24 protein-coding genes and 1 pseudogene are annotated in these 24,179 nt (G+C 38.0%); 14 read left to right on the forward strand and 11 right to left on the reverse strand.

Features of this window, described 5'->3' with window-relative positions; translation table 11 throughout:
* The 9 genes from wbjC to tviB are packed head-to-tail and all read right to left on the reverse strand — an operon-like array spanning position 1 to position 10,410.
* On the reverse strand, positions 1–1,113 hold the full coding sequence (gene wbjC / locus AY606_RS03370; protein ID WP_067864741.1) for a UDP-2-acetamido-2,6-beta-L-arabino-hexul-4-ose reductase: 1,113 nt from the start codon (positions 1,111–1,113) through the stop codon (positions 1–3).
* Positions 1,114–1,115: 2 nt separating this feature from the next.
* Entirely contained in the window at positions 1,116–2,150 is a 1,035-nt protein-coding gene (locus AY606_RS03375) for a polysaccharide biosynthesis protein (protein ID WP_067864743.1), read from the reverse strand.
* Positions 2,151–3,281: a glycosyltransferase family 4 protein gene (locus AY606_RS03380; protein WP_067864746.1), complete on the reverse strand. Its 1,131-nt coding sequence runs from the start codon at positions 3,279–3,281 to the stop codon at positions 2,151–2,153.
* Positions 3,282–3,299: 18 nt separating this feature from the next.
* Complete coding sequence (locus tag AY606_RS03385; RefSeq protein WP_171255352.1) at positions 3,300–4,376, reverse strand: glycosyltransferase; 1,077 nt, start codon at positions 4,374–4,376, stop codon at positions 3,300–3,302.
* A gap of 23 nt (positions 4,377–4,399) precedes the next feature.
* Positions 4,400–5,776, reverse strand: a complete 1,377-nt coding sequence (locus tag AY606_RS03390; RefSeq protein WP_067864752.1) for a hypothetical protein — start codon at positions 5,774–5,776, stop codon at positions 4,400–4,402.
* 28 nt (positions 5,777–5,804) lie between these two features.
* Complete coding sequence (locus AY606_RS03395; protein WP_067864754.1) at positions 5,805–6,821, reverse strand: ATP-grasp domain-containing protein; 1,017 nt, start codon at positions 6,819–6,821, stop codon at positions 5,805–5,807.
* Entirely contained in the window at positions 6,818–8,086 is a 1,269-nt protein-coding gene (locus AY606_RS03400) for a flippase (RefSeq protein WP_067864759.1), read from the reverse strand. Before AY606_RS03400 ends, AY606_RS03395 begins: the two co-directional genes overlap by 4 nt.
* A 2-nt stretch (positions 8,087–8,088) precedes the next feature.
* Positions 8,089–9,114, reverse strand: coding sequence for an NAD-dependent epimerase/dehydratase family protein (locus tag AY606_RS03405; protein ID WP_067864762.1), 1,026 nt, complete (start codon positions 9,112–9,114; stop codon positions 8,089–8,091).
* An 18-nt stretch (positions 9,115–9,132) separates the two neighbouring features.
* Entirely contained in the window at positions 9,133–10,410 is a 1,278-nt protein-coding gene (tviB, locus tag AY606_RS03410; RefSeq protein WP_067864765.1) for a Vi polysaccharide biosynthesis UDP-N-acetylglucosamine C-6 dehydrogenase TviB, read from the reverse strand.
* A 342-nt stretch (positions 10,411–10,752) separates the two neighbouring features.
* Between tviB and AY606_RS03415 the strand changes: the two genes are divergently transcribed.
* The 13 genes and pseudogenes from AY606_RS03415 to AY606_RS03475 all read left to right on the forward strand — a co-directional run.
* A complete protein-coding gene (locus AY606_RS03415; RefSeq protein WP_155858113.1) occupies positions 10,753–11,811 on the forward strand; it encodes a polysaccharide biosynthesis/export family protein in 1,059 nt (352 codons plus the stop codon).
* The gene (locus AY606_RS03420; RefSeq protein WP_067864775.1) at positions 11,811–12,239 is read left to right on the forward strand and encodes a low molecular weight protein-tyrosine-phosphatase; all 429 of its coding nucleotides are present in this window, start codon (positions 11,811–11,813) and stop codon (positions 12,237–12,239) included. The genes AY606_RS03415 and AY606_RS03420 overlap by 1 nt, the downstream gene beginning before the upstream one ends.
* An 18-nt stretch (positions 12,240–12,257) precedes the next feature.
* Positions 12,258–14,444: a polysaccharide biosynthesis tyrosine autokinase gene (locus tag AY606_RS03425; RefSeq protein ID WP_067864778.1), complete on the forward strand. Its 2,187-nt coding sequence runs from the start codon at positions 12,258–12,260 to the stop codon at positions 14,442–14,444.
* Positions 14,445–14,774: 330 nt separating this feature from the next.
* Positions 14,775–15,479, forward strand: a complete 705-nt coding sequence (gene bamJ, locus AY606_RS03430) for a BamJ family beta-barrel-assembly machinery protein (protein ID WP_067864889.1) — start codon at positions 14,775–14,777, stop codon at positions 15,477–15,479.
* Positions 15,480–15,528: 49 nt separating this feature from the next.
* Positions 15,529–16,230 carry a BamJ family beta-barrel-assembly machinery protein gene (gene bamJ / locus AY606_RS03435; RefSeq protein ID WP_067864781.1) on the forward strand — a complete coding sequence of 234 codons (702 nt, stop codon included), beginning with the start codon at positions 15,529–15,531 and terminating at the stop codon, positions 16,228–16,230.
* A gap of 358 nt (positions 16,231–16,588) precedes the next feature.
* Positions 16,589–17,329: a dienelactone hydrolase family protein gene (locus tag AY606_RS03440; protein ID WP_067864783.1), complete on the forward strand. Its 741-nt coding sequence runs from the start codon at positions 16,589–16,591 to the stop codon at positions 17,327–17,329.
* Positions 17,330–17,415: 86 nt separating this feature from the next.
* Complete coding sequence (locus tag AY606_RS03445) at positions 17,416–17,778, forward strand: HIT family protein (protein WP_067864786.1); 363 nt, start codon at positions 17,416–17,418, stop codon at positions 17,776–17,778.
* A gap of 119 nt (positions 17,779–17,897) precedes the next feature.
* Positions 17,898–18,932, forward strand: coding sequence for an A/G-specific adenine glycosylase (mutY, locus tag AY606_RS03450; RefSeq protein WP_067864789.1), 1,035 nt, complete (start codon positions 17,898–17,900; stop codon positions 18,930–18,932).
* Positions 18,933–18,994: 62 nt separating this feature from the next.
* A complete protein-coding gene (locus AY606_RS03455; RefSeq protein ID WP_067864792.1) occupies positions 18,995–19,537 on the forward strand; it encodes a M23 family metallopeptidase in 543 nt (180 codons plus the stop codon).
* Positions 19,538–19,554: 17 nt separating this feature from the next.
* Complete coding sequence (locus AY606_RS03460; protein WP_067864795.1) at positions 19,555–19,800, forward strand: hypothetical protein; 246 nt, start codon at positions 19,555–19,557, stop codon at positions 19,798–19,800.
* A 21-nt stretch (positions 19,801–19,821) separates the two neighbouring features.
* Positions 19,822–20,394: a DNA-3-methyladenine glycosylase I gene (locus AY606_RS03465; RefSeq protein ID WP_067864798.1), complete on the forward strand. Its 573-nt coding sequence runs from the start codon at positions 19,822–19,824 to the stop codon at positions 20,392–20,394.
* A gap of 31 nt (positions 20,395–20,425) precedes the next feature.
* Positions 20,426–21,448 (forward strand): NADPH-dependent aldehyde reductase Ahr, encoded by a 1,023-nt coding sequence (gene ahr / locus AY606_RS03470; protein WP_067864801.1) that lies wholly within the window; start codon positions 20,426–20,428, stop codon positions 21,446–21,448.
* 114 nt (positions 21,449–21,562) lie between these two features.
* Positions 21,563–22,006: pseudogene (locus tag AY606_RS03475) on the forward strand (MFS transporter); the annotation flags it as partial.
* Between the two features lie 60 nt (positions 22,007–22,066).
* On the opposite strand, the gene AY606_RS03480 reads toward AY606_RS03475, so the two are convergent.
* Positions 22,067–22,711: an START domain-containing protein gene (locus tag AY606_RS03480; protein ID WP_067864806.1), complete on the reverse strand. Its 645-nt coding sequence runs from the start codon at positions 22,709–22,711 to the stop codon at positions 22,067–22,069.
* Positions 22,712–22,769: 58 nt separating this feature from the next.
* Complete coding sequence (dapB, locus tag AY606_RS03485) at positions 22,770–23,591, reverse strand: 4-hydroxy-tetrahydrodipicolinate reductase (protein WP_067864809.1); 822 nt, start codon at positions 23,589–23,591, stop codon at positions 22,770–22,772.
* A 281-nt stretch (positions 23,592–23,872) separates the two neighbouring features.
* Here dapB and AY606_RS03490 point away from each other — a divergent pair, with 281 nt between their 5' ends.
* Positions 23,873–24,130, forward strand: a complete 258-nt coding sequence (locus AY606_RS03490; protein ID WP_067864812.1) for a hypothetical protein — start codon at positions 23,873–23,875, stop codon at positions 24,128–24,130.
* The last annotated feature ends 49 nt before the right edge of the window (positions 24,131–24,179 follow it).

Here is a 24,179-nt window from a genome sequence, read left to right on the forward strand (position 1 = left end):
TCAATTAGTCAATGACATTGCATAAGTATCAGGCTTTTCACGGTCAAAAATTTCATTTGCCCATAACATGACCACCATTTCTTCATTACCAATATTGGTAATGTCATGCGTCCAGCCCGGTACAGTTTCTACAATTCGTGGTTCACTCCCACAAGTTTCAAGCTTATAGAACTCACCTGTCACCACATGCTGAAACTTAAATAATGCCTTACCTTTAATGACCAAAAATTTTTCAGTTTTAGTATGGTGATAATGGCCACCACGAGTAATACCCGGATGTGCAGTAAAGTAAGAAAATTGCCCTGCATCTGGGGTTTTCAACATTTCGACAAACACACCGCGCTGATCGCCATATTTAGGTACGCTATAGTCAAATTGTTCAGGTTTTAAGAAACTTAAATAGGTTGAATAAAGTGCGCGAGTCAAACCTGTTCCGACAGGACCGGTAATTAAGGTATTGCGAGATTTTTTAAAATCTTGCAGTGTTCGTGCGAGTTCACCGACAGTGATTTGATATTCTGGCTCAATACTAAACAACTGTTCTACTTGTAACTCACCCTGAATAATATGCCAGAATGACTCTACAACATCATCGACATACACTAAACGAATAACTGCCTTTTCATCATGAATCTGGATCGGTAAATCATTTGCAGTGTTATAGCAGAATGTCGCTACAGCCGAATTGTAGTTTGGACGTGACCACTTACCGAACACATTGGCTAAACGGCAAACATAGACCTGATTGCCCTGCTGTTGCTGCAGCTCCACTAAAGCCTGTTCACCACCCAATTTACTCTGACCATAGGCATTATCACGATCTGCCTGAATAGATGAAGAGAGAATAATCGGGGTTTGCTTTTCTGCTTGTCTAAGAATGTCTGCTATTTTTTGTGTGAGCGTAACATTCCCATCAACAAATTCTTGTTCATTTAAAGGACGATTAACTCCAGCTAAATGCACAATCCAGTCTGCAGCGAGTACAGATTGCTCTAATTCTTCTGAACTAGACTCTCGATTAAACTTTAAAACTTCGATTTCTGATTTTTCAGACAGAAATTGAGTTAAGTTTTTTGCAATAAAACCGTTGGAACCTGTGACTAAAATTTTCATGTTTAAGCCTCTGGATCAATATATTGACCTTGAGTTAAGGCACGTATAAATTCCAGCTTGAGTAAAAGCTTTTGCATACCTTCGACATCTAAGCGTTCAGTATTATGGGAGTTATAATCTTCATATTGAGTAATTTTTAAATCACCATCTTCAACATATTTTGAGTAGTTGAGGTCACGTTGATCGGCTGGAACGCGATAATAATAACCCTGATCTAAAGCAACTGCCATTTCTTCACGGCTCAATAAAGCTTCAAATGCCTTTTCACCATGACGAGTACCCATAATTGAAATAGGATGCTCTGGGACATTTAATAACTGAGTCAAAGCTTGCGCTAGAACATGGATGGTGGCTGCTGGTGCTTTTTGTACAAAAATATCACCGTTTTGACCATGCTCAAATGCATATAAAACCAGGTCTACAGCATCATCCAGAGTCATCATAAAACGTGTCATATTTGGATCTGTTATTGTCAAAGGCTTCCCTTGACGAATTTGATCAACAAATAAAGGAATGACAGAACCACGAGATGCCATCACATTACCATAACGCGTACAGCAAATAGTCGTATCTAATTCTTCTAAATTACGTGATTTCGCTACAATGACTTTCTCCATCATTGCTTTTGAAATACCCATGGCATTGATTGGATAAACAGCTTTGTCTGTACTCAAACATACAATACGTTTTACATGGTTTTGAATGGCCGCTTCTAAAACATTTTCGGTTCCCAGCACATTCGTTTTAACTGCTTCCATTGGGTGAAATTCACATGAAGGTACTTGTTTAAGTGCAGCCGCATGATAAATATAATCTACTCCACGCGTGGCATTTAAAACACTGTTATAATCACGCACATCACCAATATAAAATTTTAGCTTAGATGACTGATATTTTTTCCGCATATCATCTTGCTTTTTTTCATCACGGCTAAAGATACGAATTTCTTTAATATCTGTTTCTAAAAAACGTTTTAGGACAGCATTTCCGAATGAACCTGTACCACCTGTAATAAGAAGGGTTTTTCCTTTAAACATTTATATCTCTCTATTTACGCAATTTGTCCAAATTTTTTCATATTGGTGACATACTGTTTCTAAGGTATATTCACTTTTTACTTTCAAATATGCATTGTGTGCAAAAATTTTAGCTTGATCTGGATTTGAAGTTATAAAATCTAGCGATTCAGTTAGAGCCTCTACATTTTTAGGCTCTACTACTAATCCTGCAGGATTAGAATATCCATCATTCAACATACTCGCTACAGCACCAACCCTTGTAGCTACGATAGGGCATTGCATAGCCATGGCTTCAATAATTACATTGGGAAAACCTTCTGTATAGCTTGGAAGTACGAGAACTGTAGCTCGTTTCATTGCATTCAGAACTTCAACTTTGTCTAAAGCACCAGTAAACGTAATTTTATCCGATTTTATACCCGCTAATTCAATAATCTGATTTTTAACCTCTAATTCAAAAGGTCCTATTAATATTAATTCATCAACATTACTTAATGAGGAAAAAGATTGGACCAGCTCAAATATACCTTTATTTTTTGTCACATGTCCTACAAAAAGAATGTTTCTATAAACACGTTTATCATTCCATATGCCATCTTCCTGAGTATTCATTACATTTTCTACTGAGTCTGAAATCGGATTAGGAATAGTATATATATGCTTAAAACCTTGACCTGTAAGCGTGTGCTCTGAAGTATCATCAAGCACAATGACTGAGGAACTTAGTGAAACAACTTTTTGTAAAATCTTCCATTCCCAATTATTCAGTTTACTAATTTCAGGAATACGCCCAAAACGAAAATGGATAGTTAAAGGGATATTAAATAACTTCGCAATATAAACAAAAAGAACATCCTTCCATAAACCAAGGGAACCACTACTAGTTAAGTGAATTACATCGGGCCTATATTTCAATAAGTAATAAAAAAAAATAATAAATGTTCTTATCCCATCTTGAACACCTGAAATTACTCTTGAAAAAAAACTAAGCTTCGTTATTTTTCTAAAACGAATTGCTGTGTTTTGATGAATAATATTTACGTCAGACTCTTTTTGCTCTTTTAATTCATAATATTTAAGTATATTCACAGTCCAAGTAGCGATCCCTCCAACAGGAGGTGGCAGCGGAGATAACAATAAGACTTTCACAATAATTTACTCAAAAAATCAACTCATTAGCTCTAAATATTTATCTGAAATAAAATTTTCATCAAAAAGCTCTAAAGCTTTTTCTCTATTCTGAAGCCCTAGCTGTTGAAGTTCATGTTTATTCATTTGTAATATTTTTTCTAACAATTGACTTAACTCTACGGGATTTTCAGGGTTGAAAATAAAACCCTCATCAATAAGTCTACCTACATCCGACACATTTGACGCTATAATAGGTTTAGAATTAACCATTCCCTCACAAACAGTATTGGGAAGTCCTTCATAGAAACTAAATAATCCAACTACGTCAGCCTTATTCACGATTTGATTAATCTCTGAAACAGGATCATGAAAAAAGAATACGTGATTCAAACCATATTCTGATATTTTTTTAACTGCATCAGTATAAGAATGATCTTCTACACGACCATACCACTCAATATGTAAGTGATCCTTATCCTCAGTATTCAGTAAATGAACAGCTTCAACCAATACGTTTAAGTTTTTAAGATAATGATGTCTTGCTGCAATAACAATTTTTAACTTTCCATTTTTTCTAAAAATATATTCACTTCGATTAGGGGCCCATTTATCAAAATCTACCATATTGTAAATAACATGGCATTTAGAGCTAGATAAAGCAGGATTAACCTTTCTAACTATATTTATATTTTCAAACGAATTAGCTACTACTGCATCTGCAAAAAAATGGAATTTACGATATAACTTTAATTTCTTAGAGAAAAATATTTTAGGATTGGCACTACGTTCTCCTACAACCAATTTCCACTCTTTAAAGGGAAAGCTTGCTAGCTCACAAATTAAGTTGGGTACTTCTAAGAATGATAAAATAGAGTCGTATTGACCTGATCGAATTATTTTTCTCATCTTTAATATGCGTTTTAAATAATTACCTTCGATAGCCTGAATAACATTTATTTTATTTTTTTCCAAGTAGTCTAAATAAAAATTATCTTTGTAATAAACTAAAAAATCAACATCATGTCCCTTTTTTTTAAAGGAGACTGCTAAGTTAACTAGTTGACGTTGAGCACCACCGGAACCAAGGCTATCAATAACACAAAGTAATTTCACTTCACACCTGAAAAATAATAAATTTAAACTTTTAAAAATAAGTAAATTACGATCAAAAAACAATAAAGGAAACAACCATAGAAAGTTGTAACTTTAAAATTCTGCCTAGTTATAGCCACCTCTTTAAACCAAATGTACAATAAAAAAATGAAAGGATAAAATACAATAATACGTCTAAGAGTCATATTAGCTGTATTAGCTATTAGGAAAATTAAACACAAAATACTTAAAACAAGAATTTCATTTTTTAAAAGTAAAACTCTTCTTTCAAAAAAAAGCCACTTACATAGCGAGAAAAATATAATAAACCAAAAAAAGGCATATATTATCTGCAATAACCCCTCAATAGTTTTGTAGACATTTGTAGAAGATTCCAATAATAACCATGAAGGAAAAGGCTGTATTTGTGAGTTAATAATTACACCAATTTCTTTTGTTATAGGTGGTAATTGATAAATATATTTAGCAAAAGAGTCTTCCTTAGAATCAACACTAGTCTGAGTAAATTCACTGTACATATCCAACCTTGATGACAACTTACTCACATGATTAAAAAACAAAAAACTCAATATTGAGATTGAAACAATAGAAACCAAAATCAATATATTTTTATTATTCTTAAAAACCTTAAAACAATAAAATAGAATAAATAAAGAAAAAAACAAACCATGCTCAAAACGAAGTTGCCAAATTAGCAATAATAAAAATAACAATAAAAATAATTTTAAATACTTTTTATTTAAATTTTTACTAATTAAAATATATATTCCGATTGTGTAAAAAAAAGCAATAGGAATATCTCTTAACAAATTAAAAGAGTAAAAACTAAAAACAGATAAGAACATAAAAATCAAAGTATAATAAAAAGATTTTCTAGTGTCGACATATATATTTAATATTTTAAAAACTAAAACTGAGGTTAGTATTCCAAATAGTGTTGTGCCTAAAAATTGTAATAAAAGATGATTTCCATCAAAAAAACTATTTGCTATTGAGGCTAAAGTAGATATATAAAACACATATCCAGCATATTCCAAATAATCTCTAGAAATATAACTATCTTTAAAGTTTTCAGAAATACTTTTATATTGATTAGTATCTGTTAATAAGTAGAATTTATATTCATCTAACCAATCTTGTGTAAAGAGAGACCAATCAACTTGATAACCTAAAAAATGATTAATCGCTAATAATACATAAAAGCAAAAAACTATATTATAAACTTTATTTTCTGCATAATTATTCCTTCTATCACCAACTAAATAAGCAAATATATTTCCTAATATAAGCATAAATAAAGAAAAGTAAAAAGTTGATGATGATAAAGTGATAAAAAAAGCAAATAGACATATAGCACCAGCTAAAACAAATGAAAGTGCCAAATTATTCAAACTATTCATAATTAAACCAAAATTATTTTTTTATAAATCATTTAACAATCTCTTTTCTTAAATTTTCCATTATCCAAAATTGTGGGTTAAACTCATCTTCATGCCATATTAAATTTTCATCCCAATAACCAGGACAAAGATCATAAGCTAAACTAGTAAATCCATAACTAATTTCAACAATCAAGGGTCTTCCATTGTAAAGTACAAAATCAAAGGCAGTACATAATGATTTAATTTTATTATTAACTTCAAATGCTAATTGAATACAACTTTCATTAATTTCATTTTTATCATAAACAATATTACCACTTCCTGAAGCACGGAAATCATTCTCCCTAATCATTCGCTTAATTGCAAAAGCTTTATCACCTATTATGATTACCCTTATATCAGAATCATTATTGGGGATAAATTCTTGAAAATAGATATAACCTCTTTCTGCGGGCAGTTGTTTAGCAAATTTAGGAATAATAAAAATTCGAGCAAATCCTTTTAGAACTCCAATAAACGTATCTTTTCCACTTTTAAATTTATTAAATCTTTCCTTGAAGTAACCTAAACGATCAAACTGAGCAAAGCCACGACCAAATGCTGTATTAATTAGCGCTGTTGCTTGTGAATAACTTCTGACCAGCTTTACATTAGACGCACCTGCACCACCTTTAAGTTTAAAAACTTTCGGGTATTTAATTTGTTTGGCCCAATTTAGAGCCTGCTTTTTATCATAGAATACATAGCTTGGTACTAATGGTGCTTCTATTGCTTCTAACAAATATTTTTGAGCTACTTTATCATCAAAGTGCCAACCCGTTTTAAAATCTGGAAAAACTTTAATACCAGCATGCTCTAGAGCAAACAATATTCTCTTAGCTGTTAAAACATCTTTATATTGCGCATGATGATGATGCCACATAAAAATATCATAACCCTTAAGCTGCTCAACAATATTGCTATCAAAAGCATTTACTAATCTATATTCAATTTTTTCTTTTTCACAATATTTTATCCAGCGATCAGAAAAACTATGAGGATTATGATGGATAGCAACCTTCATTTTGCTAATATACTCCGTTGAATAGCTTTAGCTTTAAACATAATAGATAAACCTAATAGAACTCTCGTTCCCGTTATCAAAATGGCTGCGCCCAAGAAATTATAAAAATAAATAAGTGGAAAAGAGACAACAAAACCAATCATTGAACATGCAATCGTAATATTTCTTAAAGATTTTTCAAACCCGTGAATTATCATATAATTTAAGCCATAGGTACTGATGAGTGTCTGAAAAATTAAAGAAAATGCAATAATTTGTAAAACAAGTATTGCATCGTAAAATTCAGCAGTAAAAAATATTTTAATAATAAAGGGCGCTAAAATAATTAATAAAATAGCGGATATCATTGTAATTAAAATATTGATTTTAGCATAGATACTATGGTTGTTTGACTTTCTAGATAAAAATGGGAAAAAAACTCGTGATAATATATTAATAAACTGTTGAGCAATATTAGCAAATTTACTACCCGCATCTAATAAGCCATTAGCTATGCTCCCCCCCAAAAAACCAAGAAGTACTGAAGAAAAACTATTATAAAAATTTGGAACAATATTATTTATAAAGACATCTTTACTATTTTTTATAGTCTCCACTACCTCTTTACTTTTAGGGGCTATTATTTTAACCTTCCATTTAAACAAAATTAGGTAAAATGAAACTATGCCTACTAATATCGAACCTAGACTTAAAAATAAAGGCTGTAAAATGAAATCAGATTTTTCTTGAACAAATATAAAAATACATAAGGTAAAAATTAATTTAGAAATTAAATCAAAAATAGTAATAAATTTCATTTTTTCAATTGCTTGAAAAAACCAATCTGCAAATAAAATTTTTGCTGGTACTAGCATGAAAGTAATGAATAATAAAGTCTGATTTTCTTTTAGATAAGGAATATACTCAGTAAGAATAAAAAGTATAATAAAAGAAATTAGTGCAAGTAAAATTTTAGCCCATAGTACATTAGAAAAAATTTCTGAAACCTTTTCTAGATTTCCTCTATTACGTGCTATATCACGGGTCGCCGTATAACTAAATCCCCAATCAGTAATAGTCTGAAACCAGACTATTACTGCTGCTGCAAAAGCAATTTTTCCAAAACCCTCTACCCCTATTACCCGTGCTAAATAAGGAATAGTGAGTAACGGAAAGATGTAGCCAGTAATTTGCATTATCATGAGATAACCAAAGTTACTGGCTAAAGCTTTACTATCTTTATTAGCACTTAAACGATTTTTAAGTGCCTTAATTCTATTTCGCATATTTACTTACTGAAATTGATATACCAAGGCATGGCTTGATCAATTCCTTGCGAAATTACAAATTCTGGTTTGTATTCTAATAAGTTTTTTATTTTTTCAATACTTGCCTGTGAATGACGCACATCACCAGCACGGAAGTCCCGATATACAGGCTCTTTCGTATAAGTCACGCCATTTTCATTTAAGGCAGTTTTAATGGCATTAAACAAATCATTTAACGTGGTACGATCTCCGACTGCCACATTATAAACCTGATTTTTAGCTTCATCATTTTGCGTAGTAGCTGCCAGAATATTGGCCTGAACCGTGTTTTCAATAAAACAGAAATCACGACTGGTTTCACCATCACCATTAATGAAAACATCATTACCAGCAATCATGGCTGCTGTCCATTTTGGAATGACTGCCGCATAGGCCCCATTCGGGTCCTGACGCTTGCCGAAAACATTGAAGTAACGCAAACCTATGGTTTTAAACCCATAGGTTCGGGCAAAGACTTCAGCATACAGTTCATTTACATATTTGGTGACCGCATAAGGTGAAAGTGGCTTACCGATATTTTCTTCAACTTTAGGCAGTGCCGGATGGTCACCATAAGTTGAACTGCTGGCGGCATAGGTAAAGCTTTTCACTTCTGCATCACGTGCAGCAGTCAGCATATTTAAAAAGCCGGTAATATTGGCTGCATTGGTGGTAATCGGGTCAGCAATCGAACGCGGTACAGAACCTAAAGCGGCCTGATGCAACACATAGTCCACTCCTGCACAGGCTATCTGGCAATCTTCAAAATTACGGATATCACCTTCGTAAAATTTAAAGTTCGCCCATTGTTCAGGAGTCACCAGACCCTGCACTTCATCCAAGTTATGCTGATGACCTGTGGCAAAATTGTCCAGACCCACCACATTTTGGTTCAGCTTTAACAGGGTTTCCAGTAAATTTGAGCCAATAAAGCCTGCCACACCGGTAATTAACCAGGTTTTAGGTGCTTGTTGTAGTTGCTCGCATACAGTTTGATATTGGCTCATGTTTAAGGTCCCTATAAATTACAGACGAAGGTCAGATTCAGATTGATCCAGTACATATTTCAGGTCATATAAAATATGTGCTGACTTGCCCAGGGCACGTAATGCTTCGGCACCCATGGCTTTAAACTGATCATGGGCAACGGCTAGAATCACCGCGTCATACTGCCCCTGTTCCAGATTGGAGACTGGAGTAATCCCGTATTCATGTTGAGCTTCGTTTGCGTCCACCCATGGGTCATACACATCTGCAGCAATATTGTATTCTTTAAGCTCATGCACAATATCAATAATTTTAGTATTACGAATATCGGGGCAGTTTTCTTTGAAACTTAAGCCGAGTACCAAAACTTTAGCACCTTCAACCTGAATTTTTTTCTTGATCATCCCTTTGACAAGCTGAGTCACGACATAAGCGCCCATAGAATCGTTTAAACGACGACCTGCCAGAATAATTTCAGGATGATATCCAATGGCTTGAGCTTTATGGGTTAAGTAGTACGGGTCTACACCAATACAATGTCCACCGACTAAACCTGGACGGAAAGGTAAAAAGTTCCATTTTGTACCGGCAGCTTCTAATACAGCTTCAGTATCAATACCCATTTTATTAAAAATAATGGCAAGCTCATTAATTAAAGCAATATTTACATCACGTTGCGTGTTTTCAATGACCTTTGCTGCTTCAGCAACTTTAATACTTGAGGCTTTATGGGTACCTGCTTCAATCACCAAGTTATAAACCTGGTCTACAAAGTCAGCGACTTCTGGAGTAGAACCCGAAGTAATTTTTAAAATATTAGTGACACGGTGCAGTTTATCACCCGGGTTAATACGCTCCGGGCTATAACCGGCAAAGAAGTCCTGGTTAAAAGTCAAACCTGAAACTTGCTCTAAAACTGGAATACAGGTTTCTTCGGTTGCACCCGGATATACAGTGGATTCATAAACCACTACATCCCCTTTATTTAACACCTTGCCAATACTGGTTGAAGCTTTTACAAGCGGCGTTAAATCTGGCTGTTTAAACTCATCAATAGGGGTTGGAACCGTTACAATAAAGAAATTACAGTCTTTTAAATCATCTAAATTCGCTGAATAAGTTAAATGAGCCGATTGTACTAATTCTTCTGGTGATACTTCTAAGGTATGGTCTTGACCACTTTTTAACTCATCAATCCGTTTTTGATAAATATCAAAACCCACAACTGGTACTTTTTTTCCAAATTCAACTGCTAAAGGTAAGCCGACATATCCTAGACCAATTACGGCAATCTTGAGTTCTGACAAAGTGAGCATTTTTGAGCCTTGCTTATTTATATAATCTAAGAGGTGAATAAAAACGCTAAGAACTATATCAGAAAATCAAGTATTTTTTGTTGCTAATTTATATAAAAATCAATTAAAAACTTGAACAAATATTTTTTAAAAGATGCATTTTTATTGAATTTATAATAGATTTGTCTTCTTTTATCTAACACCTTTCATCTATTTATAAATAGTAAATAGCTTACAATTTGTTATATTTTTTTCGTAATTAGAAAGGTAGAATAACTTAAGTTGAAGTTTTTAATAATTTTTAAAACAGGATTTAGAGTGAGAAAAATTCAATATACTGCTTTACTGGTTTTAAGTTGTGCCATGACAGGTTGTGCAATTACTTCTGGTTTACAAACTTATGATTTACCAAGTGAAGGAGTTTACCAAACGGATTTAGGCACTCAGGTGAATGTCATCAGACTCACTCAAGAATCTTTATTTGCGGTACAACCGGCCGAAATTAATCTTCGTCAAGATTATGCACATTTATTTAATGCTTCCCATAAAAACTATAAACTCAGTGCCGGTGATGTTCTTTCCATTTATTTATGGGCGTATCCAGATATTACTCCACCCACCACAACTATTAATAATGAACAATCTGTTCAAGCCAATGGCTATCAAATTGATCAAAATGGCTATATCCAGTTTCCCATGATTGGTCGTTATAAGGCTGCAGGAAAGTCTTTAACTCAGGTCAATCAGGAGATGCGTAGCCAGCTTGCGCGTTATTTAAAGACCCCTGATGTAATTGCGCGGGTGTTGTCTTATCAAGGCCAGCGCTTCTCTGTGCAAGGTAATGTGACCAAAGGCGGACAATTCTACTTAAGCGATCAACCTGTCAGTGTGTATACAGCTTTAGGCATGGCGGGTGGTGTAAATTCTCAACAGGGTGACAATGCCTCTATTACTCTAATCAGACAAGGCCGTAATTATCAACTCAATACAATTGAGCTGGAAAAAGCCGGACTTTCTTTACATAACTTACTCATACAACCCAATGATACCCTGTATGTCAATTCACGTGAAAACCAGAAAATTTATGTGATGGGTGAATCGGGTAAAAACCAGTCTTTGCCTATGCGGGACCAAGGCATGAGTCTGAGTGATGTTTTAGGTGAGAGTTTAGGTTTAAATCCGCTCTCTGCCAGCCGCAGTAAAATTTACGTCGTTCGAAGCAATACTGTTGATACTTCTACAGAAGTGTATCAATTAGATTTAACCAGCATTGCCGATTTTGGTTTAGCCAATAAGTTCAAAATGCGCAGCAATGATATTGTCTATGTGGATGCTTCAGGCTTGGCGCGTTGGCAGCGTGTCGTGAACCAGGTTATTCCGTTCTCAAACGCACTTTATAATCTGGATCGCCTGGGGCAATAATGCAAATTCAGAATATTCTTGTGGTTTGCGTAGGCAATATCTGTCGTAGTCCAATGGCTGAATATTTATTAAAACAGCAGTATCCGCAGCTTGATATAGTGTCGGCAGGTATTTCCGGTTTAACTGGTCATGCTGCGGATGAAAAAGCCATACTCTGTATACAGCGTTTAGGTATCAATATGAGCACTCATATTGCCCAAAAGTTGAATACAGAGCTGATTAAAAAAGCCGATTTAATTTTGGTCATGAGTCAAAATCAACAAAAGCATTTAGAGCAGACCTGGCCTTTTGCGAAAGGAAAAACTTTCCGACTAGGACATTGGCGAGGCAGAAATGTGCCTGATCCTTATCAGCATGAGCAATTGGTCTTCAATGAAACCAGTCAGTTAATACAAGATTGTATCAGCGACTGGACACAACATATTTAACTTTTTGATAGCAAAATTATGAGCCAAAATACCAATACTGAAGATACAATTGATTTAAAAGAGCTGTTTTTCTCACTCATTGCGCAATGGAAACTCATTGCGCTGTGTGTGATTTTAAGTTTGGTCTGTGCGTTGTTATATTTAAGAACCACACCCGACACTTATGCGGTCGATGCATTAGTACAAGTCGAAGAAAGTAAAGGCACCTCTGCTGCGTTATTGGGCGATCTCTCCAGCATGATTGAGCAAAAACAGCCGGCTCAAGCTGAAATTGAACTGCTGAAATCACGTCTAGTGCTGGGTTCTGTCATTAAACACTTGAACTTAGATATAAAAATTTCCGGTACCGAAACCAGTTTCTTTAAACGTTTACTTAGCCCCCATGATTATCAAACTCAATATCAAGCCAAATCAGTTTTATTCCAAGACGATGCTAAATCTTTTGATGTGCGAAAATTTGAAGTTCCAGCTTATTATTTAGACAAGAATTTGTTACTTAAGTTTAATGCAAACAAATTTACTTTAACCGATGCTGAAACTAAACAAATTGTTTTTAGTGCACCCATCAATCAAGAGAGTTTACACACTGCAGAACATGGCACGTGGAAAGTTGCTATTTATACTCAAGATCAATTCAAACACACTTATAATATTCAAAAAATGTCTTTGCCTGCAGCTATGGGCTCAATTACAGATAGTTATTCTGTGGCTGAAAAAGGCAAGCTTACCGGTATTTTAGGACTGAATTATCAAGGTCAGGACAAACAACATATCACCAAAGTTCTGAATGCTATTCTGGTGGCTTATAGCCAACAAAATATTGAACGTCGTTCTGCAGAAACAGCTCAGACGCTTAAATTCCTTGATGAACAGTTGCCAGAGTTAAAACAGCAGCTTGATGTGGCAGAACGTGAATTCAACAAATTCCGTCAACAATATAATACCGTCGATGTCACCAAAGAATCTGAATTGTATTTGACTCAAAGCATTACCCTAGAGACGCAAAAATCACAGCTGGAACAGCAACAAGCTGAAATGGCGGCAAAATATACCAATGAACACCCAGTGATGCAGCAAATGAATGCACAGTTGGGAGCAATTAATAAAAAAATAGCGGAGTTGAATGGTACCTTAAAACAACTGCCTGATTTACAACGTCGCTATTTACAGTTGTATCGTGAGGTTGAGGTTAAAACCCAGCTTTATACGGCATTACTGAATTCTTACCAGCAACTGCGTATTGCCAAAGCAGGTGAAATTGGTAATGTGCGTATTGTAGATACAGCCGTTGAGCCAATTAAACCCATTGCGCCGAAAAAATTACAGATTCTTATTTTAGCCCTCTTCCTGGGTGGTTTCCTCGGAACCTTGCTAGCCCTGCTGCGCAATATGCTGCGCTCTGGCATTAAAGATGCAAGTCAAATTGAAAATGAACTGGACTTACCCGTTTATGCAACAGTTCCGCGCTCATCTATTCAAGAAAGCCGCGTTAAACTGCTGAAAAAGAACAAACATATTCCTATTTTAGCCATTAAAAATGGCGATGATATTGCGATTGAAAGCTTACGCAGCATGCGTACTGCAATTCACTTTGCCATGAGTCAGGCCAAAAATAATATCATTATGATTTCGGGCCCTGCACCAGAGGTAGGAAAATCCTTTATTTCTACAAACCTGGCGACCATTTTGGCGCAAAGTAATAAACGCGTATTGATCATTGATGGAGATATGCGTCGTGGTTATCTACATAAATATTTCAATTATGACACCCAGCCGGGTTTGGCTGAATATTTAAATACTCAGCAAACATTAGAAAGTATTATTAAATCAACTGAAGTTGACAATTTAGATGTCATTACGCGTGGTAAGAGTCCGGTGAATCCTTCCGAACTTTTAAGTTCGGCAAAGTTATCAGAACTTTTAGATCAAGTTTCACAGCTGTATGATCACATTATTATTGATACCCCTCCTGTACTTGCCGTGACTGACGGAATTATCATCTCACAATATGCCGGTGTGAATTTAGTCATTGCACGTTATGCAAAATCACAGATGAAAGAACTTGAATTAACAATTAACCGCTTTGAACAAGTCGGCGTTAAGGTCAATGGCTTCATTCTGAATGATATTCAACGCGCGACTGGCGGTTATGGTTATGGTTATAACTATGCCTACGGCTATAAAGCTTCAAAAGACAATGACTAAACAGATTTGATCCAGATCGATTGAATGGGTTTATTGTAAAAGCCAGTGATTTTCACTGGCTTTTCTTTTTAAGATCATTTTCATCTAAAATAATCTGGCTTGGAAAGACAGTAGCAAAGAAAATAATTTATAATTCACTATCGAATTAAATAAAAATTTGATATTTAATTGTATTAAAAATGTTTTATATATTCAGTCTGTTATAGAATAACTGGCTTGATAAGAATATATTGGACTTCTGTACAATAGCGCTTCCGCGAAACGTGTTGGATAGAAAAGTCTGCTAAAATTAATGCAACTTTTGAATATAAAATGAATTTGGGAAAACCTATGAGTAAAGCCTTACCCATCGCTGTCGCTGTTCTTTTAGGCGGTGCTGCACTTGTACCTGTTTATTATGCAACTCAAAACCCGGCTACTATGACATCAAAAGCATCAAAGAATGCATCTGCTGTCGAGAAAATCAGTTATGCACTTGGCTATGAAGTTGCACATCAAACCCCACCTGAATTAAACATCAATAGTTTCGTTACCGGTGTACGTGAAGGCCACGCTCGAAATAAACCTGCTTATACAGAACAGGAACTGCAACAAGCCTATGAGCAATTCCAAAAGGAAATGCAACAGAAGCAAGTTCAGCAAGCACAGCAAGTGCAAACTGCCAGCGACTCTTTCCTAACTGAAAATGCGAAAAAACCGGGTGTAAAAACCACAGCTTCTGGATTACAGTACAAAATGATCAAGGAAGGTACAGGTAAACAACCTGCTGCCAACGCTATGGTGACTGTACATTACAAAGGTCAATTAGTTGACGGTAAAGTATTTGATAGCTCGATTGAACGTGGTGAACCGATTGAGTTCCCATTAAATCAAGTCATTCCGGGTTGGACGGAAGGTCTGCAATTGATGAAAGAAGGCGGTAAAGCGACCCTTTATATCCCTTCTCAATTGGGCTACGGTGAACAAGGCGTTCCGGGAATGATTCCAGCCAACAGCACCCTGATTTTTGATGTTGAACTGATCAAAGTAAAATAAAAAATTCAAGGAGAGCTTTTGCTCTCCTTATTTATCTTGGGATAAGAGAATGAAAACACCTATAACATTGCTTTGTTTCTGTCTTTTTAGCACGGTTAGCTTTGCAAAACCCGTGACCAATAGCAGCAATTTAAATGAACAGGTCGGCTACAGCTTTGGCTATCTGATGGGGCGTAGCAATGCTGAATCTGTTAAAGATTTGGACCTGGATGCTTTCATGCTCGGTTTAAAAACTGCAGCTCAAGGCGGTAAATCTTCTCTTACCGATGAAGAAATGGCACGTGTTCTGACCCAACATAAAAAGCTGAGTGATGCCAAACAACTGATTGAAGTTAAACAAAAAGCCGATAGCAATGCCAAAATCGGGACAGAGTTTTTAAAAGCCAATGCTAAAAAAGATGGTGTCCAAACCACCAAGTCTGGCTTGCAATATCAGATATTAAAACCAGGCACAGGAAAATCACCTCAAGCCAATTCCGTAGTCAAAGTCAACTATGAAGGTCGTTTAATAGACGGTACAGTGTTTGATAGCTCAATTGCCCGAAATCAGCCGGCTGAATTTCAGGTCAGCCAAGTGATTCAAGGCTGGACTGAAGGCTTACAATTGATGAAAGAAGGCGCTCAGTATCGCTTCTTTATTCCCCCACAACTTGGCTATGGTCAAATTGGCTCTGGGGATGCAATCGAACCGAATAGCACTTTAATTTTTGATGTAGAACTTCTTGAAGTGCTGCCGAAATCATCTAAATAACCCCTATTTATTCTGTATTGCAAAGTTGCGGGTAGATCAATATGAGCGCAGACCGTACTCATTCCCTACTCGCTATTTTTTAAAGATTTAATCTATCACTTTTCAATACTGGCTTTTAATATAAACATGTATGTTCTTTTTCAAGCCATCGCTACTACCCTACTTAATCAGTACAATATAATAAAAACCTATATTTATTAATTATTTATATTTTTAAAAAGCTTTATTTAACAGCATGTTTCAATTTATTGATAATAATATGCAATCAAAATAAATCGATCTTGTACAATCATTAAAGACATTAATTTTCATATTTTAATCAATAATATTTTCTTCACTCATTACAAGGATTGAATCCATGGCTCTCACCATCAAAACTCGCGAAATTCAGTACACTGCTGCAGATGGAACACATTTGATTGGATACTTTGCAGCACCTGAATCAGAAACACCCATCGCGGGCGTGATTGTAGCACCTGAATGGTGGGGACGTAATGAATACACCGAACAGCGTGCTCGTGAGCTTGCGGAACATGGCTATGCAGCCCTTGCCATTGATATGTATGGCGATAAGAAAGTCACCACGGCAGTGCCAGAAGCCAGTGAATGGATGATGCAAACCTTTGAAGATCCTGAAACAATTGTGACTCGTGCGTCCGCAGGTTTGGTCACATTAGCAGCGCAACAAGAAGTAAATGCAGATAAACTGGCTGCTGTAGGCTTCTGTTACGGTGGCAAAGTGGTGCTTGATCTGGCACGTTCTGGTGCTCCTTTACAAGCGGTGGTCACGTTCCATGGCAACTTGACACCGAAAGCACCGGCACAGCCCGGAAAAGTCAAAGCGGAAATTTTAGTACTCCACGGCGAACTCGACAGCATGGTCAGCCTAGATGATGTTGCACGTTTTAAAGAAGAAATGCATGCAGCTCAAGTCGAGCATGAAGTGATTGTCTTTGAAGGTGCCAAACATGGTTTTAGCAACCCACTTGCTGATGAACGTGCCAAAGCCAATAATGTCGATCTTGGCTATAACGCAGCCGCAGAACAACAAGGCTTATCTGCCATGTACGAGTTATTAAAAACTCGACTTGGTGAATAGCAATAAAGCTAAAGATGGCTCTACCATCTTTAGCCCTCCAGTAAGCTGGATATTTTAAAAATTATATTTTTAAAGAGGATAGAATAATGACTGAAAACAACTGCCCCTATTGCAACTTTGATGAATATGACATCATTGATAAAAATGACTTTGGTGTGATTCTACCTGAGCCCAATGCATTATCCAAAGGTCACTCTGTCATTGTTCCTCTACGCCATGTCAGCTCTTTTTTCGATGTTACTGACAAAGAACGTAAAAGCTTAATGTCCTTACTTGAGCTTGCACGTAATGAGCTGCAGCTGCGCCACCACCCTTCTGGCTTTCATATTGGTTTCAATGATGGCAGTGTATTTGGTGAAGCCTCTGAACATTTGCACATTCATATTATCCCGCGTTATGAAGGTCAAACCTTAAAACTGGATGAACGCTGGGGCATGACCAGTGAGTAAATAATAGATTTTAATAATTTAAAAATGATGCTGCGGCATCATTTTTTTATGTCATGTCCTAACCGCAATGCCGCACAGTTTTCGTTATACTATTCATCTATTCCCAATACGCGGTTCGCATGTCACAGTTTTCTTTTTCCGATGCCCTTCTTTCCTGGTTCGATGTCCACGGTCGTCATGATTTGCCGTGGCAAGTGGTCGATGATCCCTATAAGGTTTGGGTCTCTGAAATTATGTTACAGCAGACTCAAGTCAAAACCGTACTACAATATTTTGATCGTTTTATCACACGCTTTCCCACGGTTAAAGATTTAGGCCTTGCCAGTTGGGATGATGTTGCACCCTATTGGGCTGGGCTGGGTTACTACGCACGCGCACGAAACTTACATAAAGCTGCGGGAATGGTGGCACGTCAGGGACATTTTCCAGCTACATTGGAACAATGGATCGAACTTCCCGGGATTGGCCCTTCGACTGGCGGTGCACTCATGTCGCTGGGTTTGCGTCAGTACGGCGTGATTATGGATGGCAATGTCAAACGGGTCTTGGCGCGTTTCTTTGCCATTGAAGATGATCTGTCTAAACCGGTGCATGAACGTGCGATGTGGCAACTGGCAGAACAGCTGTGCCCTGTTGAGCGTAATCATGACTATACCCAGGCGATTATGGACTTGGGCGCAACCGTATGCACCCCGAAAAAACCGCTGTGTTTATATTGCCCGATGCAACCGCACTGCAAAGCCCATCAACAGGGTTTAGAAACTGAACTGCCGTTTAAAAAACCGAAAAAAGCCGTACCGGTCAAATCGGCACAGGTTTTAGTGATTCAGTCGAATGGTCAATGGTTATGGCAACAACGTCCGAATAGCGGCTTATGGGGCGGCTTATGGTGCTTGCCGATTATTGAAAATCCAATTGAATTTGAAACTCTGTGCAAGACTTTAGGACTCAAAAAAGTCATTCAAAGAGCTGAAATCACGCATAGCTTTACTCATTTCACCTGGCAACTTGAAGCCATCTGCTTTGAGGTAGATGCAGACCAACAAGAACATCTTTTGATTGAACTGAATGGCACATGGTTAGCTACACACATTGCCAGCGAAATAGGCATTCCTACCGCGATGAAAAAATTGATCTCTGCCATAAATTTATGACATAGTCAGGCGCTGTAACTCTTATAATTTTCACATAGATGAGAATCAAAAAAGGATGAATTGTGCTGCGTTTTATTTATGCCTTATTACTGGGTTTTAGCGTGTTATGGATTGCTGCATGTACCTCAAGTCCGAAAAAAACTTCAACAGCTCCTCTTCCGCCTGCTCAGGTACAAAAGCTGAAAAGTATGCAACTGAAGTCCTCCCTGCCTATTCCAGTGCAAAATATAAAAGCCAGACAGTTACGCGACACCTGGGCAGCTTCGCGAAGTAACGGCCGCAGCCACGAAGGCATTGACATCATGGCTCCACGTGGAACAAAAGTGCTGAGTGCCACAGAAGGTTTAATTGCTGACTTACGCAATAACAATTTGGGTGGTAAAGTGGTTTGGATTATGGGGCCTGGCGGGACCTGGCATTACTATGCTCATTTGGATAAGCATAAACGCGGCTTAAACGTCGGCGATTATGTCAAAAAAGGTCAATTGATTGGTTATGTCGGCAATAGCGGTAATGCCCGTCATACGGCACCACATTTGCACTATGGAATTTACCTCGAGGGTAAAGGTCGTGGTGTGGTCAATCCCTATCCTTATTTACGTTAATTTTTTAGGAACTATTCATGTCAGAAGCGTTGATCAATCGTCTGGTCGAATTTGCTGAATCAGGCAATCAACAAAAAATTGTTTTGGCTGGACAAAGCCATCAAGGCTGGGTGATGGAAATTACCGAAGAAGCGCTTTTGATTAGCACCGGTTTTGCCGAAAAAACCGGACAAGACAGGTGGATTCAATTCAGCGACTTGCCCCAAGCAGAGCTTTATTATTGGGATAGTCAACACGATCAGTGGGCTGAATTCAAGTTTTAAACCGCTTCAGGAGCAGCAGAAATGTCGATTCAACGCTGTGGTTGGTGCTCAAATGATGCTCTTTATATCGCTTATCATGATCATGAGTGGGGCAAAGCCAGTCATGATGAAGCACATTTATTTGAAATGCTGTGTCTGGAAGGACAGCAAGCAGGTTTGTCCTGGATTACCGTGCTGAAAAAGCGCGACAGTTATCGACAGCATTTCTTTCAATTTTCAATTGAAACCATTGCATCCTTTACAGATGAACAACTTCAGCTGAAATGTGAAGATGCTAGTCTGATACGGCATATCGGCAAGCTCAAAGCCATTCGTGACAACGCTATTGCCTGGCAATATTTAACCCAAGAATTAAAGCCACAACAAAGCAATGTCAGTGAATGGTTATGGCGTTTTGTTGAACATCAGGTCATTCACAATGATGTACCGGACTATCGTCAGGCACCAGCCCAGACCGAAATCAGTATTGCCCTGTCCAAAGCCTTAAAGAAGAAGGGCTTTAAATTTGTTGGCCCCACCACCTGTTATGCTTTTATGCAGGCAGTCGGTATGGTCGATGATCATGAAAATCATTGCTCTTTTAAATCATTTTAAAACATCAACAAGATAATAAAAGGATTCTCTCATGAGTGACAATATCATCCAGGCCTATGCCGCCATGAAAGCGGGTGCGGAACTTAAACCCTATCAATTTGATGCTGGAGAATTACAAGCGCATCAGGTTGAAGTCAAAGTTGAATATTGCGGTTTATGCCATTCTGATGTTTCTGTAATTAATAATGAGTGGAGCTCGTCGGTTTATCCGGTGGTTGCCGGTCATGAAATTATTGGCACCATTACCCAGCTGGGCTCAGAAGCCAAAGGCTTGAAAGTGGGACAACGTGTGGGCATTGGCTGGACAGCAGAAAGTTGCCAGCATTGTGATCCGTGTGTATCAGGCCAACAAGTGTTATGTACTGGTCACCCAGTAGCCACCATTGTCGGTCATGCCGGTGGTTTTGCCGACAAAGTCCGTGCCGGCTGGCAATGGATCATCCCCCTGCCTGAAAATTTAGCTCCAGAAAGTGCGGGTCCACTTCTTTGTGGAGGTATTACGGTATTTGATCCGATTCTTAAACATCAAATTCAGGCCATTCATCATGTTGGGGTGATCGGGATTGGCGGTTTGGGTCATATGGCGATTAAACTCTTAAAAGCTTGGGGCTGTGAAATTACTGCTTTTACCTCAAATTTAGATAAAAGTGATGAACTCAAAGCTATGGGCGCTGATCATGTGGTCAATAGCCGTGACGGCGCAGCGCTCAAAGCACAGCGTGGCAAACTTGATTTATTATTAAGTACTGTCAATGTGAGCCTAGATTGGTCAGCTTACCTCAATACGCTGGCGCCAAACGGCACCATGCATATGTTGGGTGCTGTTTTAGAACCGATAAAAGTTTCTGCTTTCATGCTGATTGGCGGTTCAAAATCGGTTACTGGCTCACCTACCGGTTCACCTGCTGCATTACGTCAATTGCTAAAATTTGCGGCACGTAAAAATATTGCGCCACAAGTTGAACTCTATCCAATGTCACAAGTGAATGAGGCTTTAGAACGACTCCATTCTGGCAAAGCGCGTTATCGCATTGTGTTAAAAGCGGATTTCTAATTTTTATTTGATCCCGCTGAATTTAAATCTGCCTAGCTGCAAGGGTGGGGCAGATTTTTTATACTGTTACACTTGCCGCTTGAATCCGCCTTTCCAACTTCAATATTGAACTGACTCATTGGAGTCGGTTTTTCTATCGGCAATCATTGGGGCGGTAAATTTGCCGATCTGTCCTTAGATAAAACCCTGATTGGATTTTTACTGCTGTTAATTGCAATGATGTTTCTGTTCCCTGTTTTGGCCACCACAACTCTAGGAGCAGCAGTTGCATTGATTATTTGGGGGGCTGCTGCTTTTGCCGTAGTTCCTCCGCTGCAAATGCGAGTAATGTCAGTAGCACATGATGCGCCTGGTTTGGCTTCTTCGGTGAATATTGGTGCCTTTAACTTGGGTAATGCATTAGGTGCGATTGCTGGAGCCAGTGTGCTGAATATGGGACTGAGCTATACTGCAGTTTCATTCACCGGTGCAGGATTGAGTGCACTGGCGTTACTGTTGGTATGGCTTCAAATGAAAATTGCAGCTAATAAAGCAGTGCATTATCAGCCCTGTGCATAAAACTCATCTCAACATATATCCTAAAAAGTCCGCATGATGCGGACTTTTTAGTGTTATGGATTAGCGTAAAGCTTCGGGTAAAGCAGCAATACTGGATGGTTTGCCGAGTTCGGTTTTCATTTTTTGCAGCATCTGATAGGGTTGCTGCTGTACAAACATATTCACAAAGCTTAAAGGAATAGCGCCTTCAGGATTGGCATATCCATAGGTTGAAACTTTAATTTTATTATTGGCCAGTTTCTGAAAGGTCCAGTCGCCTTCATAATGAGTAAGACGTACATAATCGGGGTTTTTAGCATAGTCTTTATCGACGGCTTTATTTTTAATCGTGATGATCCCTTGAGCATCTTTCATCATTTTGCCTTGTACCACCAAATCACGATCTTTCAGCGGAAAAGGGAAATCCAGCACCATATACAATAAAAATTCGCCTTTTTTGTCATCCCGCGCCAACACTTTGATACTGCCCATATACGGCACCCATTGCACTGCATGGTCAATATCTAAAATCAGACCAACCGCTTTTTCTAAAGGAGCATCATAGGTGGTTTCAGCTTTGTATAAAAATACCGGGTTTTGACTGTTTTGAAAGGTCCACACTTTAATATTGTTTTTATTAATGCTGAGCTTGGCATTATCAACAGGTTTAGCCTGTACTGTAGCCAACATTGCTACAGCACAAGCCATCAATATCACTTTTTTCATTCCGTTGAACATCTTATTTTAATTTTGTTGTCTTGTTATAAATGATTTTGATGTATTTTTATACTTGAATGTCGTTAAATCCAAGTACATCTTTCATATCATATTTACCTGCTTCACGGCCCACCACCCATGCAGCAGCACGGATTGCACCTGAAGCAAAGTTCATGCGGTTAGTGGCTTTATGGGTAATTTCAACACGTTCACCATCGGCAATAAACATGACGGTATGCTCACCCACGATGTCGCCACCACGGATGGTCTGGAAACCGATACTTTTGCGCTCACGCGGACCGGTATGCCCTTCACGGCAATACACAGCATCTTCTTTTAAGTTACGCCCCAAAGCACCGGCAATCGCCTCACCCATCATCAGCGCTGTACCCGATGGTGCATCCACTTTATGGCGGTGATGTGCTTCGATTACTTCAATATCGACCGTGTCACCAAATACTTTAGAGGCAAGTTCCAACAGTTTGATTGAAACATTGACACCAACCGAATAGTTCGCGGCATAGACTACTGGGGTTTGGGTTGCACTTTCATCAAGAAAGGCTTTTTGTTCATCATTCATGCCTGTGGTACCGATCACAATGGCCACGCCTGCTTCACGGCACAATTTTAAATGCTGCGCAGTGGCAAGCGGTGCAGTAAAATCCACCACTACGTCACAGTCTTTTAATACGTCTTGCAGATTGCCAACCACCTTAACCCCAACAGCACCAATACCGGCAAGCTCGCCTGCATCTGCACCAATCAAGCTGCTTTCCGGGCGTTCCACAGCCGCTGCAAGTTGGTAACCTGCTTCTTTTACCGCTTGAACAAGGATGCGTCCCATACGACCGCCTGCACCCAATACACCAATGCGTGGAGCTGCTGACATAACATATTCCTAATGTTGATTCTAAATTGTTCTTACTATAGCAAAACTCTGTACTAACACTAAATTTCAGTCTGAAAAAATTTTATTGAAAGCCGGTTAACCCGTCATCGCGGATCTTGATGTCAAAGCACAATAAAATGGCTCAGTCCAGGCCGATTGCTGTATGGAAAGTTCAATATTAAAAATAAATGATTTTGCTAAGGATTTTCATCTCCCTGTAAACATCACTGCGCAGACTACGCGACACGAATGATCAAAAGATGAATTATAAGGAGATCAGCATGCATTCGAAAAAAATCGCATTAAGCGTTTTGATAGCAACAACCCTCACTACCGCATGGGCAGAACCGGCAATCCAAGCCGGAGATACTTTAGAAAGCCTATCGCAAGTGAAAATAAATATTCGTACCCATAGCGCTACACCGGCTCAAGCTGCAAATCATCCGGCAGCGACCAAGCAAGAACCGGCTGATCAAGCAGCAACGCAAAAGGTAGATGTCGGGGCGATTGATCAACCCATCAGCAATGAACCAATTTAAGCGCATAAAAAAGGGTGATATCAATATCACCCTTTTTTAACCGTCATTT

Origin of the sequence: Acinetobacter sp. SFB, from assembly GCF_001647545.1 — a bacterium.
In the GTDB taxonomy this organism is placed as follows: Bacteria; Pseudomonadota; Gammaproteobacteria; order Pseudomonadales; family Moraxellaceae; genus Acinetobacter.

What these genes read in the sequence shown, in the direction of transcription:
- wbjC (WP_067864741.1), bottom strand. Translation starts at nt 1,113, where the DNA reads ATGAAAATTTTAGTCACAGGTTCCAACGGTTTTATTGCAAAAAACTTA.
- AY606_RS03375 (WP_067864743.1), bottom strand. Translation starts at nt 2,150, where the DNA reads ATGTTTAAAGGAAAAACCCTTCTTATTACAGGTGGTACAGGTTCATTC.
- AY606_RS03390 (WP_067864752.1), bottom strand. Translation starts at nt 5,776, where the DNA reads ATGAATAGTTTGAATAATTTGGCACTTTCATTTGTTTTAGCTGGTGCT.
- AY606_RS03395 (WP_067864754.1), bottom strand. Translation starts at nt 6,821, where the DNA reads ATGAAGGTTGCTATCCATCATAATCCTCATAGTTTTTCTGATCGCTGG.
- AY606_RS03400 (WP_067864759.1), bottom strand. Translation starts at nt 8,086, where the DNA reads ATGCGAAATAGAATTAAGGCACTTAAAAATCGTTTAAGTGCTAATAAA.
- AY606_RS03405 (WP_067864762.1), bottom strand. Translation starts at nt 9,114, where the DNA reads ATGAGCCAATATCAAACTGTATGCGAGCAACTACAACAAGCACCTAAA.
- tviB (WP_067864765.1), bottom strand. Translation starts at nt 10,410, where the DNA reads ATGCTCACTTTGTCAGAACTCAAGATTGCCGTAATTGGTCTAGGATAT.
- AY606_RS03415 (WP_155858113.1), top strand. Translation starts at nt 10,753, where the DNA reads ATGACAGGTTGTGCAATTACTTCTGGTTTACAAACTTATGATTTACCA.
- AY606_RS03420 (WP_067864775.1), top strand. Translation starts at nt 11,811, where the DNA reads ATGCAAATTCAGAATATTCTTGTGGTTTGCGTAGGCAATATCTGTCGT.
- AY606_RS03425 (WP_067864778.1), top strand. Translation starts at nt 12,258, where the DNA reads ATGAGCCAAAATACCAATACTGAAGATACAATTGATTTAAAAGAGCTG.
- bamJ (WP_067864889.1), top strand. Translation starts at nt 14,775, where the DNA reads ATGAGTAAAGCCTTACCCATCGCTGTCGCTGTTCTTTTAGGCGGTGCT.
- bamJ (WP_067864781.1), top strand. Translation starts at nt 15,529, where the DNA reads ATGAAAACACCTATAACATTGCTTTGTTTCTGTCTTTTTAGCACGGTT.
- AY606_RS03440 (WP_067864783.1), top strand. Translation starts at nt 16,589, where the DNA reads ATGGCTCTCACCATCAAAACTCGCGAAATTCAGTACACTGCTGCAGAT.
- AY606_RS03445 (WP_067864786.1), top strand. Translation starts at nt 17,416, where the DNA reads ATGACTGAAAACAACTGCCCCTATTGCAACTTTGATGAATATGACATC.
- mutY (WP_067864789.1), top strand. Translation starts at nt 17,898, where the DNA reads ATGTCACAGTTTTCTTTTTCCGATGCCCTTCTTTCCTGGTTCGATGTC.
- AY606_RS03460 (WP_067864795.1), top strand. Translation starts at nt 19,555, where the DNA reads ATGTCAGAAGCGTTGATCAATCGTCTGGTCGAATTTGCTGAATCAGGC.
- AY606_RS03465 (WP_067864798.1), top strand. Translation starts at nt 19,822, where the DNA reads ATGTCGATTCAACGCTGTGGTTGGTGCTCAAATGATGCTCTTTATATC.
- ahr (WP_067864801.1), top strand. Translation starts at nt 20,426, where the DNA reads ATGAGTGACAATATCATCCAGGCCTATGCCGCCATGAAAGCGGGTGCG.
- AY606_RS03480 (WP_067864806.1), bottom strand. Translation starts at nt 22,711, where the DNA reads ATGAAAAAAGTGATATTGATGGCTTGTGCTGTAGCAATGTTGGCTACA.
- dapB (WP_067864809.1), bottom strand. Translation starts at nt 23,591, where the DNA reads ATGTCAGCAGCTCCACGCATTGGTGTATTGGGTGCAGGCGGTCGTATG.
- AY606_RS03490 (WP_067864812.1), top strand. Translation starts at nt 23,873, where the DNA reads ATGCATTCGAAAAAAATCGCATTAAGCGTTTTGATAGCAACAACCCTC.